Source organism: Sinorhizobium americanum (assembly GCF_001651855.1).
Taxonomy (GTDB): Bacteria; Pseudomonadota; Alphaproteobacteria; order Rhizobiales; family Rhizobiaceae; genus Sinorhizobium; species Sinorhizobium americanum.
On sequence record NZ_LNQC01000081.1, the window covers coordinates 329,745 to 341,216 of the forward strand.

13 protein-coding genes and 1 pseudogene are annotated in these 11,472 nt (G+C 61.8%); 4 read left to right on the forward strand and 10 right to left on the reverse strand.

What is annotated here, in order from left to right:
- Window positions 1-17 precede the first annotated feature (17 nt).
- From ATC00_RS30035 to ATC00_RS30050, 4 genes are all read right to left on the reverse strand, one after another.
- Window positions 18-1,397, reverse strand: a complete 1,380-nt coding sequence (locus ATC00_RS30035; protein WP_037387347.1) for an ATP-binding protein — start codon at window positions 1,395-1,397, stop codon at window positions 18-20.
- A 69-nt stretch (window positions 1,398-1,466) separates the two neighbouring features.
- On the reverse strand, window positions 1,467-2,168 hold the full coding sequence (locus tag ATC00_RS30040; protein WP_037387345.1) for a response regulator: 702 nt from the start codon (window positions 2,166-2,168) through the stop codon (window positions 1,467-1,469).
- Window positions 2,169-2,370: 202 nt separating this feature from the next.
- Entirely contained in the window at window positions 2,371-2,853 is a 483-nt protein-coding gene (locus ATC00_RS30045) for a MarR family winged helix-turn-helix transcriptional regulator (RefSeq protein ID WP_037387343.1), read from the reverse strand.
- 333 nt (window positions 2,854-3,186) lie between these two features.
- Window positions 3,187-3,810 carry a DUF1236 domain-containing protein gene (locus ATC00_RS30050; RefSeq protein ID WP_037387342.1) on the reverse strand — a complete coding sequence of 208 codons (624 nt, stop codon included), beginning with the start codon at window positions 3,808-3,810 and terminating at the stop codon, window positions 3,187-3,189.
- A gap of 218 nt (window positions 3,811-4,028) precedes the next feature.
- On the opposite strand from ATC00_RS30050, the gene ATC00_RS33120 reads away from it, so the two are divergent.
- Both ATC00_RS33120 and ATC00_RS30055 read left to right on the forward strand, forming a co-directional pair.
- On the forward strand, window positions 4,029-4,190 hold the full coding sequence (locus ATC00_RS33120) for a hypothetical protein (protein WP_162843179.1): 162 nt from the start codon (window positions 4,029-4,031) through the stop codon (window positions 4,188-4,190).
- A gap of 88 nt (window positions 4,191-4,278) precedes the next feature.
- Window positions 4,279-4,920 (forward strand): MBL fold metallo-hydrolase, encoded by a 642-nt coding sequence (locus ATC00_RS30055; RefSeq protein ID WP_037387906.1) that lies wholly within the window; start codon window positions 4,279-4,281, stop codon window positions 4,918-4,920.
- A gap of 76 nt (window positions 4,921-4,996) precedes the next feature.
- Here ATC00_RS30055 and ATC00_RS30060 read toward each other — a convergent pair whose 3' ends face one another.
- From ATC00_RS30060 to ATC00_RS30070, 3 genes and pseudogenes are all read right to left on the reverse strand, one after another.
- The gene (locus ATC00_RS30060; RefSeq protein WP_037387341.1) at window positions 4,997-5,392 is read right to left on the reverse strand and encodes a BA14K family protein; all 396 of its coding nucleotides are present in this window, start codon (window positions 5,390-5,392) and stop codon (window positions 4,997-4,999) included.
- 149 nt (window positions 5,393-5,541) lie between these two features.
- Window positions 5,542-5,757: a cold-shock protein gene (locus ATC00_RS30065; RefSeq protein WP_012708798.1), complete on the reverse strand. Its 216-nt coding sequence runs from the start codon at window positions 5,755-5,757 to the stop codon at window positions 5,542-5,544.
- A gap of 653 nt (window positions 5,758-6,410) precedes the next feature.
- Window positions 6,411-7,311: pseudogene (locus ATC00_RS30070) on the reverse strand (DMT family transporter).
- 172 nt (window positions 7,312-7,483) lie between these two features.
- Here ATC00_RS30070 and ATC00_RS30075 point away from each other — a divergent pair.
- Window positions 7,484-7,912, forward strand: coding sequence for a hypothetical protein (locus tag ATC00_RS30075; protein ID WP_161951951.1), 429 nt, complete (start codon window positions 7,484-7,486; stop codon window positions 7,910-7,912).
- Between the two features lie 9 nt (window positions 7,913-7,921).
- Here the strand turns inward: ATC00_RS30075 and ATC00_RS30080 are convergent, their stop codons facing one another.
- The 3 genes from ATC00_RS30080 to ATC00_RS30090 all read right to left on the reverse strand — a co-directional run bounded on the left by ATC00_RS30080 (window position 7,922) and on the right by ATC00_RS30090 (window position 9,750).
- Window positions 7,922-9,106: a PQQ-dependent sugar dehydrogenase gene (locus tag ATC00_RS30080; RefSeq protein ID WP_037387903.1), complete on the reverse strand. Its 1,185-nt coding sequence runs from the start codon at window positions 9,104-9,106 to the stop codon at window positions 7,922-7,924.
- Between the two features lie 127 nt (window positions 9,107-9,233).
- Window positions 9,234-9,425: a hypothetical protein gene (locus ATC00_RS30085; protein WP_037387332.1), complete on the reverse strand. Its 192-nt coding sequence runs from the start codon at window positions 9,423-9,425 to the stop codon at window positions 9,234-9,236.
- Window positions 9,415-9,750 carry a hypothetical protein gene (locus ATC00_RS30090; RefSeq protein WP_064255425.1) on the reverse strand — a complete coding sequence of 112 codons (336 nt, stop codon included), beginning with the start codon at window positions 9,748-9,750 and terminating at the stop codon, window positions 9,415-9,417. Before ATC00_RS30090 ends, ATC00_RS30085 begins: the two co-directional genes overlap by 11 nt.
- Before the next feature lie 395 nt (window positions 9,751-10,145).
- Here ATC00_RS30090 and ATC00_RS30095 point away from each other — a divergent pair, with 395 nt between their 5' ends.
- On the forward strand, window positions 10,146-11,348 hold the full coding sequence (locus ATC00_RS30095) for a pyridoxal phosphate-dependent aminotransferase (protein WP_064255426.1): 1,203 nt from the start codon (window positions 10,146-10,148) through the stop codon (window positions 11,346-11,348).
- Window positions 11,349-11,472: the final 124 nt, after the last annotated feature.

The window sequence follows — 11,472 nt, forward strand, 5'->3', positions numbered from 1 at the left end:
TGCGGCTCCGATAAGGATCACGCCGGAACGCGCACTGTGGCGCGCAGCCCTCCGAGCGTGCTGTCGCCGAGGGTGACGTTGCCGCCGTGGCTTCGGGCGATGTCGCGCGCAATGGCGAGGCCAAGGCCGGTGCCGGAACTGTCGAGATTGCGCGCCTCGTCCAGACGGAAGAACGGCTTGAAGACATCCTCGCGCGAGGGCTCCGGAATACCGGGGCCGTCATCGTCGATGGTGATTGTCAGCCATTTGACGGTATGGCGGGCGTCGATCCGAACCGTGTCGGCATAGCGATAGGCATTCGACGCCAGATTGGCGACGAGACGCGTGAAGGCGTTCGGCCGGACGCGAATGTTGTCCTCGCCCTCGATCGAGGTGGTCAGGGTCTTGCCGTAGAGTTCGGCCTCTGCCGAAAGGCGGGCCATCAGGTCGCTGAGCTTCAACTCACCGACGTCTTCCTCCGCCTCGCCGCGGGCAAAGGCGAGATAGCCTTCCAGCATGTTCTGCATGTCCTCGACGTCCTGGTTGAGGCTGGGATCCGGATTGTCGCCGGAGAGCGCGAGTTGCAGCTTGAAGCGCGTCAGGATGGTGCGCAGATCGTGGCTGACACCGGTCAGCATCGCGGTGCGCTGTTCGATCTGGCGTTCGATGCGTTCACGCATCAGGATAAAGGCCAGGCCGGCGCGGCGGATCTCTTCGGCGCCGCGCGGGGCGAAGTCATCGATCTTCTGTCCCTTGCCGAAACTTTCCGCCGCGTTGGCGAGCGCCAGTATCGGGCGGATTTGCCCACGCAGGAACAGGATCGCGATCGCCAGCAGGACGAGCGAGGCGCCGACCATCCAGACGAGAAAGATGTGCGTGTTCGACGCATAGGCCTGGTTGCGCCGCGCATAGACACGCAGGATGCGGCCGTCTTCGAGTTTGATGCGGATCTCGACGATCTTCGAGTTGCCGACGGTGTCGATCCAGAAGGGGAGGCGGATCTGGTTCGAAATCTCCTCGCTGAGGATCTGGTCGAGAATCTCGAAGAAGGGCTTGGGCCGCGGCGGCGGTAGTTCGCCGCCCGGTTCGACGGCAATATTGAGATCGAGCTCGTCACGGGCGATCCGCACGATCTGATTTATGTCGCCGTCCTGGGGGAAGGTCGTGATCAGATCGACGATTGCCGCGATGTCGTTGGTGACCGCAGCCGAGAGCCGCTGGGTGACGAGCTGCCAGTGCCGCTCCATGAAGACGAAGGCAACGACCGACTGCAGCAGTACCATCGGAATGACGACGATGAGCAGCGACCGGGCGTAGAGACCCATCGGCAGGCGGCGACGCAACCAACGTATGAAGCGCTTCCAGGCGCTGTCGGCGCTGTTCGATCTTGTGCGCCTGAGGCTGTCGAGGCTTACCATCTCGTCTCAGTCGTTGCCGAAGCGGTCCTATGTTAAACGGTGCGGAATCCCGCTCGTCTTGAGCCTAGACTAGTCCACACTCAAACGATAGCCGATGCCGCGCACCGTCTGCAGCCAGACGGGATTGGAGGGATCGTCCTCGATCTTGCGCCTCAGCCTGTTGATCTGCACGTCGATCGTCCGCTCGCCGACCTCGGCATCGTCGCCAATCAATTCGTGACGTGGAATGGTTTCGCCCGCGCGTTGCGAAAACAGGGTCATGATCTCCTGTTCGCGGTCGGTCAGCCGGATGTGCTCGGCTCCGCGGCGAAGCTCCTTGCGCACCACCGAAAACGTATAGGGGCCGAAGATGACCTGATCGACCTTCGGCGCCTGGGTGGGCTGGTTCCGCCGCAATATGTTGTTGATCCTGAGCACGAGCTCACGCGGCTCGAAGGGTTTCGGCAGATAGTCGTCGGCGCCTGCCTCCAGACCTTCGATCCGTGAATTCGCCTCGGCGAGTGCCGTCAGCATGATGATCGGTACGGTCTTGATGTGTCTCAGGCTCTGGGTCAGCGAGATGCCGCTTTCGCCGGGCATCATCACGTCGACGATCAGGAGATCGAAATCGAGGCCGATGAGCTTTCGCCTCGCTTCGCCGGCATCGGCCGCCGTCGTCACGCGAAATCCCTGTTCGACCAGAAAGCGGTTCAGCAGGTCGCGAATGCGCCGGTCGTCATCCACGATCAGAAGGTGCGCCGCGTCATCGGCCACTTTCGCTTTGGCAATCATGCTAGGCAAACCCTTTTCTCGGCAGAGCCTTTTTTTCCTTGCGGTGCGCGACTGCGATCGGACCGAACCGGATCACAGGCGCGTCCTCCTCCCAAATTTGAGTGACCGCGCATTGAAGCAGATGCGCAGCGGTCGCCCCATTCCCTGATTCCAGGGGTTTATCCGCTAATCCTAATAAAATCCCAAGGCGGAGCCCCCGGTCTCAGTCCGCGGCGCTGTTCTTCATGTTGACGAGAAACCGCTTGACGATTTCCCGTGCGCCGGGACCCGTCTTCGCCAATGCATCCGCTATGCGGCGGGACTGTGGCTCGGCGAGTGCGCGCGCCAGTGCCTGGCCCTCTTTCGTCGTATAAAGCATGCGTTGGCGCCTGTCCTCCGGACCGGTCACCTGGCGAATATAGCCTGAGTCGATCAGTTGTTTGAGGACACGGGCAAGGCTCTGCTTGGTGATCTTCAGCGTGTCGAGAAGATCGGCCACGGTCATGCCCGGCTCTCGATTGACAAAGTGCACGACGCGGTGGTGGGCGCGCCCGAAGCCGCTCTTTTCGAGAATGGCGTCCGGATCGCCGGTGAAGTCGCGATAGGCGAAGAACAGCAACTCGATAATCTCGAAATCGATCGTGTCTTCCTCCTTGCGGGTGACATCTGTCATATACTGGCTGTTGTCCCTGAGTTGGCCGGCCACGCGGTCACTTTCCTTTCCGGCGGATTGCACCTTCAGCGCCGCGCGTCTTACGGGACGCGCAAAGCTTGCTGCGGCACTTTGGATGCTGCATGCTCCTATCCTTAATTCGGCTGGGATTTAAGGAAACATCCAGTAGCGACATATATAGAAAGAAATGTCAGCTTTGTTGACACAATTCTACTGGCGAGTCGAACCGCCGGCCGCAGAATAGACCGATCCGCACTGTGCTGTTTGGGAATAGTGTTGGAAGGGGCTCGGCAGGGAGAGTGCCTCGGAAGCTTCGCAGCGCGTTCGGGACGCGCTGCGAAGCGGAATGGCCACTGCGATCGGGCGTCACCGATAAATATAGACGATCCGTCGTGTCGAGGGTTCAACAAGCACGGGCTGCCCGTTTACCATCACGTATTCGTAGTTGTACTCCGGGATCGGCCGGACGGCCACACTGTTCGGCAGTGTGGCGCCAAGAACCACCTCGCCATCGAGATAGACCGGGTCCACCGGGTTGGAAGTGATGTAGGTGCCTACCGCAGCAGGCGGGGTGATGGCATCGACCTCTTCGACCGGCCCGATCAACTCGAGCGGTTCGGCCGGAGTGGCCACCGTGCTGCCGGTCGCCTCGTAGGTCACCACCGGGACGCCGAGTTCAGCGCGCCGCTCCGAAACCACCACCGTCGAGCCGCTCTGGGCGGTTGCGAGATATTTGGCATAGGCCCAGCCGCTGACGCCGCCGACATTGACCCGGCACCACAGGCTGCCTTCGATGCAGCCCTCGAGCACGGTCGTGCTGCCGCGCGCCGCTAGGCCGACGATCGGATATTGCGGGCCGGGGCCGGCGCGCACGTTGAGATCGGTCACTGCCGTCGCGCTCATTGCCGCAGCGGCGACGGAAACGCCGGCGGCGAGGATCAAACCCGCTGCCGCGACCGCTTTCAACAGGTGGGGGGAGAGGGTCTTCATTGTCTTGCTCCTCTTCTATGATGCGGGCCAAACGCCCCGTACGCCTCGGATGTTCCCGGCGTGACATCAGGAAATGTGAACATGAAACATATTGCTGCCGCCGAGCGTTGCTTCGGCCGACGGTGGAGCGCCTCGACTGAGAGATCGCCGCGCCCGCTGAAGAGTTGGACGAAGCCACGCCTTCTGACCAAGGGCGTTCTCAGCCGGGAGTCCGGGCCATGCAGCATGAGACCATCGACGAGGCCAAGCTCACCGCACAGCGGTTGCGTCCGCTGGTCCTTGTTGTCGTGGCGGCGAAACTTGCCGTATCCGCTCTGTTGCTAACAACCGTGCAATTGCCGACCGAGTCGAACAGAACGGAAATTGTCGCGCTTCGCTGATTTGCGCTGTCCCCGACCTCATATCCCGCTATAGGTGACGTGGCGGCGACACCGCCCTTTGCTAAAGGAAGAACGAGGCATGGTCGGCATGTTACAGGCGGGCATCATCCCGGTTACGCATTTTCAGCAGAACTGCACGGTGCTGTTCGACAGCGAGACCAAGGAAGGCGTCATCGTCGATCCCGGCGGCGATGTCGACGTCATCCTGCAGACGATCCGCGAAAACGGCATCGAGCTGAAGGCGATCTGGCTTACGCACGGCCATATCGACCATGCCGGCGGCGCCAAGGAATTGAAGGAGGCGCTCGGGCTCAAGATCATCGGTCCGCACGAGGACGACCGGCCGCTGCTCGAACGGCTGGAGGGCCAGGCGGAGCGCTTCGGCCTAGCGATGAAGGTGCAGAACGTCCTGCCCGACCAATGGCTGGAAGAGGGGGACACGGTCTCCTTCGGCGAGCACGTCTTTGAGGTGCTGCACTGCCCCGGCCACGCGCCCGGCCATGTCGTCTATTTCAACCGTGCGCAGAACTTCGCCCATGTCGGCGACGTGCTGTTCCACGGCTCGATCGGCCGCACCGACCTGCCGGGCGGCGACCATCAACAACTCCTCGATTCCATCCGCGACAAGATCCTGCCACTCGGCGACGATGTCGGCTTCATCTGCGGCCACGGTCCGGGCGGCCGGATCGGCGAGGAGCGCCGCAGCAACCCATATTTGCGCGGGCTCTGATCGGATTGCAGGCATAGAAAACCCCGTGGCTCGCGGGAGGCACGGGGTTTTCGTCTAAAATTGGGCGACGCTCTGATCAGCCGGCAGTGCAGAAATGGCTGCGGCCGTCGTAACCGACGAAGGTGCCACTCTCCGGATCGAAGGAGCGGTAGCGCTGCGAGCAATAGCGGTACCAGGCCGGGGTCCAGGGCTCAAGATCGTAGCTGTCGACGACGACCTGACGATAGACCGGACGGGCCCGGTAGACCGGGCGCGGCTCGTAATATTCGGGTTCCGGATCGATATAGGTCGGCTCATGATAGTAGCGCGGCTGCGAAGCGATCGCGCCACCAATAAGGGTGCCTGTGACGAGGCCGACTGCGCCTGCCGCCCACGCATCATCGTGATCGCCTGCCTGGGCAGTGCCGAAGGTCGGGACAACCATGGCCGCTGCGGCGACAGAGAGAACGGCTGCTTTGAGGAACATGTTCATGGGCTTCAATCCTGTGCATGGAGGAGCCGGACTGAAGGCCCGGCTTTCATGATGAACAGACTCTATATAGCCCAAAGTGAACGGAGCCTGAACGAAAAAACCCGGCAAAAATGCCGGGCTGCAAACGCAATTATTGACAGAGAGCGGCGTTAGCCGACGATCTGCAGGTTGACCGCCTTCGGGCCCTTGCCGCGGCGATCCGGCTCGGTATCGAAGGAGACTTTCTGGTTTTCGCTCAGTCCGTTCAGGCCGGAGGCCTGCACGGCTGAAATATGTACGAAGATATCCGCGCCACCGTTTTCAGGCTTGATGAAGCCAAAGCCCTTGTCGGTGTTGAAGAATTTTACAGTCCCAGTCTCGGCCATGCGTCAGGTCCTTTTCTCTCCACCCGGTCGAGGGTGGCATTACAGTTTTGCCCAGAAGGGCGTGGGGCAGGCAGTTCTCGACAATTGAGGAAAGGGTCCTGTTATCGCGACGAACCTGGGAGGCCCAGATTCACCGCCCGGAGTGGCTTGCGTCTCCGGCTCGCATTTATTTCAAGATCTTCCCGCGTTCGCAAATTGCCCGAACACAGTAAGAGTGATCAGTTTATTTTTAATTGGCAAGCAAAACTTTTCCGGCGAGGTATTGAGTCTTCTCATTGCTCAAAAACAGGTCAATTCGCCCCGCGGCGGAGAATATTCGGACGGCGGTGCAAGCTGTTGAATCCACAGCTTTTTGATGGGCGGATTCCGGGCAGTGGATTTTTTGCGCCATATCGTGTCGCTGGCAAGCATGCCTCTATGTTGAGCAGTTCGCGATGCGAGTCGCAACCCTCTGATAAGTCTCATCCTTCGAGGAGAGTTGGCCGGCGGGCAAGTCGATGGAAAATGTTGCAGAAAAAATGCAAGGAACTTTAGCCAATGCTCGGCTCCACTGCATGCCGATCCATTTTGGCGCAAAGTAGAGCGGCTGCGTACAGTAATAAGTAATATAGTAAGTCCAGCTTGGCTTCCCAATGTAGCTAAATCTTGTAGGTCTAGGCGGCGGCCTCTGCCACCTGCCGGCGCCGCTTCGTGATCTCCGGCACGAGTTCGACGACCAGCATCGCTGCGAAGATGACGACGCAGCCGAGATAGCCGCTCGGGGTGATGACCTCGTCCAGCAGTAGCACGGCGAAAAGCGCGGCGAAGAGTGCCTCGCTGGACAGCAAGATGGCCGCTTGCGGTGCGGTCGTATAGCGCTGGCCGACCACCTGGCAGATGAAGGCGATGCCGCTCGAAAAAACGCCTGCATAGAGGATCTGCGGCAGGGCGGCCTCGACGCGATCGAGACTCAGAGGCTCGAAGGCGGCGGCGAGCAGGAACCCTGAAACGGCACACACGGCAAATTGCGTCATCGACAGGAGCATCGGCCGCCCGCTGCCTGCGGCGAAGACGCCGATCAGCAGAACTTGAATCGCCCAGAAGAAGGCACAGACGATGGTCAGCAGATCGCCGCGATTCAGTGCCGACAGGGTGCCGCCGCTCAAGAGAAAAATGCGGAAACTCGCCATTAGCGCCGCCGGCCAGATGATCCAGTGCGGCCGTCGGCGCAGGAAGACAACCGTCAGGGCAGGCACGAAGACGACGTAAAGGCCGGTCAAGAACCCGGAATTGGTAACGGTGGTGGTGAGCAGCCCGTATTGTTGCGTCACCGCTCCGCCGAACAGCGCCAGCCCGACAAATATGAAATTGCGCATCGCCCCCCGCGGCAGCGGCGTCGAGGCACGTCGAGCCTCGATCAGTGCCAGCGGTAGGGCCACCAGAGTGGCAATCGCGACGCAAGCCGATGAAAGCGAGCGGGCCGATCGCCTGCATCGCCGTCGACTGGGCGACGAATCCGGCGCCCCAGATCGCTCCGGAAAGCAAGAGGAAAAGGTTGGCCTGGATGCGAGTCACGGAGAGCTCCCGGGGCGAGATACTGGGCGGCAAGCAATACAAGGCAGCTTCGCTCCGTGATTGCACTGCGGCTCTATCAGTTGCGTTTTTATGGGGCAAGCCTCATCCTCGCCGCCCAGGAGTGCCCAGGGCGAGGATGCGAAGCAACGGTGTTGATCGGATTGGAACGAAGATGAATACGGCGGGCTATTCAAGCACGCCGCTTGAGAAGAAGCTCGGCCTGCGCGACGGGCAGGCGGCGCTGCTTCTCGACCTGCCCGAGCATCTGCAGGAGATTGCCGCTTTTCCTGGATTTGCCCATCTCGTCACCTCGATCGAGGGGCCGGCATCGCGCCGGTTCGACTACATTCACAGCTTCGCCACCGAGAGGGCCAGGCTGGAAGTACAGGCTGCCGCCCTGGCCGACCGGCTGAGTCCCGACGGCATGCTTTGGGTATCCTGGCCGAAGCGTGCCTCAGGCGTTGCGACGACGCTTACGGAGGATGAGCTTCGGGACATCTTTCTGCCGCTCGGCCTTGTCGACGTGAAGGTCTGTGCCGTGGACGCGGTGTGGTCCGGCCTGAAATTCATGTTCCGAAAGAGGATCAGGGCCTCGCTCTGAAGCGGCGCCTTATTGGGTGGGCGCCTTCGAGACCCTGAGGACCGCGCCATTCTGCTCGTCGGTCACCATCAGCAGGGCGCCGTCTGGTGCGACGATCACGTCGCGGATGCGACCGAACTCACCGTCGAACAGCCGTTCCTCGGAGGTGATCGCCCCGGTGTCGTCGCGCTCGAGCCGGGCCAGCAACTGGTATTTCAGCGCCGCGACCAGCAGATTGCCGTTCCATTCCGGAAACATGTTGCCGCGATAGACCGCCAGCGCGCCGGGGGCGATTGAGGGATCCCAATAATAGAGCGGCTGCTCAAAGCCCTCCTTGGCGGTTCCCTCGCCGATTTCCGCGCCGGAATAGTCTTTTCCGTAGGTGATCACCGGCCAGCCATAGTTCTTGCCCGGCTGCGGGTTGTTCACTTCATCGCCGCCGCGAGCCCCGTGCTCGACGGTCAAGAGCTTCCCGTCGGCCGTATCGAAGGTGAGGCCCTGGGGGTTGCGGTGGCCCTTCGACCAGATCTCCGGCAGGCCGTCGGTGCCGCCGCGATAGGGGTTGGAGGAGGGGATGGAGCCATCGGCATTGATGTGCAGAATCGCGCCGGCGTGGTCGCGCTGGTTCTGGGCCCGCTCGCCATCGCCCCGGTCGCCGATGCCGAAGAAAAGGCTGCCGTCGCGGTCGATGGCGATGCGCGAGCCGAAATGCTGGCCAGCCCGCGTGAAGCGGTTCATCCGGAAGATCTCCTTGACGTCCGTCAGCCTTCGCTCGTCGTCGGAGAGCGTCGCCCGCACCAGAGCGGTGCCATAACCGCCGTCGCCCCGGGCCGCGAAAGTGAGGTAAAGGGTGCGGTTGGTGGAAAATTGCGGGTCGAGCGCGACGTCGAGCAAGCCACCCTGGCCATGTACGGCGACATCCGGAACGCCTTCGACCGCGGGCGAGAGCTTGCCGTCGCGCAGGATGCGGAGGCGCCCCGGCCGCTCGGTGACGATCAGCGCGCCCTCGGGCAGGACGTCGACCGCCCATGGATGCTGCAGCCCCTGCGCGAGTGTTTCGACAATAACGGTTCCCGTCTGTGTCGGGAATTCCCGGGCCTCTTGTGCAGCCGCAGGCAGAACGGCGGAAAGGAACAGAGCCGCGGCCAGAGGCAGGGCGGTCGGGAGGAGCGTCAAGCGGAGTTCGTCCGGTTCGGTTCTTGCCCAATGCCACATGTGATCGACGCTCCCAAGCTTCTGCATGACCTTCGTTGGGGTCAGGAGAGAAACTGGTGCCCAGCCGCCTTGGCTTCAAGTCAAATCCGATCAAAACGGCTTTATCGGACGTGCGATTGCCAACCGACTACCGGCTTGCCACCTGCCTTTCCACGGCAAGGAGCTCGGCGGTCGCCTTCATGTAAAAGCCCTTGCCGATCAGCATCAGGCCAGCAAGGGCAATCATGGCGATGATCGCGACAATGATCGTCTCGATAGCCGACAACCGGGCAAGGAAGCCGGCACGTTGCTCGGGTAGGTCGTCTTCGCTATCGGCCATGGCGCCTGCTTCTCGCCCTGCTCACGGCGGCGATCCGGTTGCCGACGACGAAAGCGGTGCCGGCCGTGAGCGCGGCGGCAAGCAGCGTCGCGCCGACGGCAATCTGCCGCTCGCCACCCAGAACCGCCGCGGGGGCGGGTTCGGCGACGACGAGCATTGCCGATTGCTGTGCCGGCTCGGCCGGGGCCGCCTGGGCCGTCGTCTCAACCACGAGGCCGAAGATCATTACCATGCAGACCGCGAGAGCCGCGAGCGCCAGATAAAATCCCCAACGCGCCTCGTTGCGTCCGGTTCGCGTCGAAGCGATTTCTTCATCGAGAAACATAGCACACCCCCGCGCTGCCAATGCGTTCGCATCTCATGGAGATGACGCCCGGATCTCGGCTCTTGAAGGACGGAATTGCGGCGCTCTGCGACAGTTATTGTGGCGAAATGTGGGCTGGGTGAAAACGCGCGACGATGGCCGGTTTTCCGGGGCAGGGAGGGTCGGCGACACTGCGGCCGCCAGAGGTTCCGGATGGACCGCCATTCATTGCGTCTCGTGATCGCCTTGATGAAACTTTGTCATGGTGACGCATTTTGCGGACCTTGGCTGCCGTTTTTCTCAGCCGAACGCTTGCAAGACCGGGCGTCTTTCGACATAGACCTAACCGCTATGGAGCCCGGTCTTCCGTTCCGTAGCGTCTCACGCCCGTTTCGAAACGATCAGGACCTCACACCATGGCCTTCCTTGCTGATGCCCTTTCTCGTGTAAAGCCCTCCGCCACCATTGCCGTTTCGCAGAAAGCCCGCGAATTGAAGGCGAAAGGCCGCGACGTCATCGGCCTCGGAGCAGGGGAGCCGGATTTCGACACGCCGGACAACATCAAGAAGGCGGCGATCGATGCGATCACCCGCGGCGAGACGAAGTACACGCCGGTTTCCGGCATTCCGGAACTGCGTGAGGCGATCGCCAAGAAATTCAAGCGCGAGAACAATCTGGACTACACCGCCGCGCAGACGATCGTCGGCACCGGCGGAAAGCAGATTCTTTTCAACGCCTTCATGGCGACGCTGAATCCAGGCGACGAAGTCGTGATCCCGACGCCCTACTGGGTCTCCTATCCGGAGATGGTGGCGCTGTGCGGCGGCACGCCGGTCTTCGTCTCGACGACCCAGGAAAACAACTTCAAGCTCAAGGCTGAGGATCTCGACAAGGCGATCACGCCCAAGACCAAGTGGTTCGTCTTCAACTCGCCCTCGAACCCGTCGGGCGCCGCCTATTCGCATGACGAACTCAAGGCGCTGACCGACGTCCTGATGAAGCATCCGCATGTCTGGGTGCTGACGGATGACATGTACGAACACCTGACCTATGGCGACTTCAAGTTCGCGACGCCGGTCGAGGTCGAGCCCGGCCTCTACGACCGGACGCTGACGATGAACGGCGTCTCCAAGGCCTATGCGATGACCGGCTGGCGCATCGGCTATGCTGCCGGCCCCTTGCCGCTCATCAAGGCGATGGACATGATCCAGGGCCAGCAGACCTCGGGCGCGACCTCGATCGCGCAATGGGCAGCCGTTGAGGCGCTGAACGGCTCGCAGGATTTCATCCCGCGCAACAAGGAAATCTTCCAGGGCCGGCGTGACCTCGTCGTCTCGATGCTGAACCAAGCGAACGGCATTTCCTGCCCGACGCCAGAAGGCGCCTTCTACGTCTATCCCTCCTGCGCCGGGCTGATCGGCAAGACCGCGGCGTCGGGCAAGGTGATCGAAACCGACGAAGACTTCGTCTCCGAGCTGCTGGAAGCAGAAGGTGTCGCGGTCGTGCATGGTTCGGCTTTCGGCCTCGGCCCGAACTTCCGCATCTCCTATGCGACCTCCGAGGAACTGCTCGAGGAAGCCTGCCGCCGCATCCAGCGTTTCTGCGCGGCTTGCAGGTAAGAGCTTCAAAGAACCGACAGACGTCAAAGCCCGCCGTTTCGGCGGGCTTCTCTTTTTGGGCTGGGTCTGTCAAGCAAAGGACATCCTCTCCGCGCCTGCAAGGCGCGGCGTCGGTCGTTGTCTT

Coding starts and splice junctions, on each gene's coding strand:
- ATC00_RS30095 (WP_064255426.1), top strand. CDS start 10,146: ATGGCCTTCCTTGCTGATGCCCTTTCTCGTGTAAAGCCCTCCGCCACC.
- ATC00_RS30085 (WP_037387332.1), bottom strand. CDS start 9,425: ATGGCCGATAGCGAAGACGACCTACCCGAGCAACGTGCCGGCTTCCTT.
- ATC00_RS30090 (WP_064255425.1), bottom strand. CDS start 9,750: ATGTTTCTCGATGAAGAAATCGCTTCGACGCGAACCGGACGCAACGAG.
- ATC00_RS30050 (WP_037387342.1), bottom strand. CDS start 3,810: ATGAAGACCCTCTCCCCCCACCTGTTGAAAGCGGTCGCGGCAGCGGGT.
- ATC00_RS30060 (WP_037387341.1), bottom strand. CDS start 5,392: ATGAACATGTTCCTCAAAGCAGCCGTTCTCTCTGTCGCCGCAGCGGCC.
- ATC00_RS30065 (WP_012708798.1), bottom strand. CDS start 5,757: ATGGCCGAGACTGGGACTGTAAAATTCTTCAACACCGACAAGGGCTTT.
- ATC00_RS30035 (WP_037387347.1), bottom strand. CDS start 1,397: ATGGTAAGCCTCGACAGCCTCAGGCGCACAAGATCGAACAGCGCCGAC.
- ATC00_RS30055 (WP_037387906.1), top strand. CDS start 4,279: ATGTTACAGGCGGGCATCATCCCGGTTACGCATTTTCAGCAGAACTGC.
- ATC00_RS30080 (WP_037387903.1), bottom strand. CDS start 9,106: ATGTGGCATTGGGCAAGAACCGAACCGGACGAACTCCGCTTGACGCTC.
- ATC00_RS30075 (WP_161951951.1), top strand. CDS start 7,484: ATGAATACGGCGGGCTATTCAAGCACGCCGCTTGAGAAGAAGCTCGGC.
- ATC00_RS30040 (WP_037387345.1), bottom strand. CDS start 2,168: ATGATTGCCAAAGCGAAAGTGGCCGATGACGCGGCGCACCTTCTGATC.
- ATC00_RS33120 (WP_162843179.1), top strand. CDS start 4,029: ATGCAGCATGAGACCATCGACGAGGCCAAGCTCACCGCACAGCGGTTG.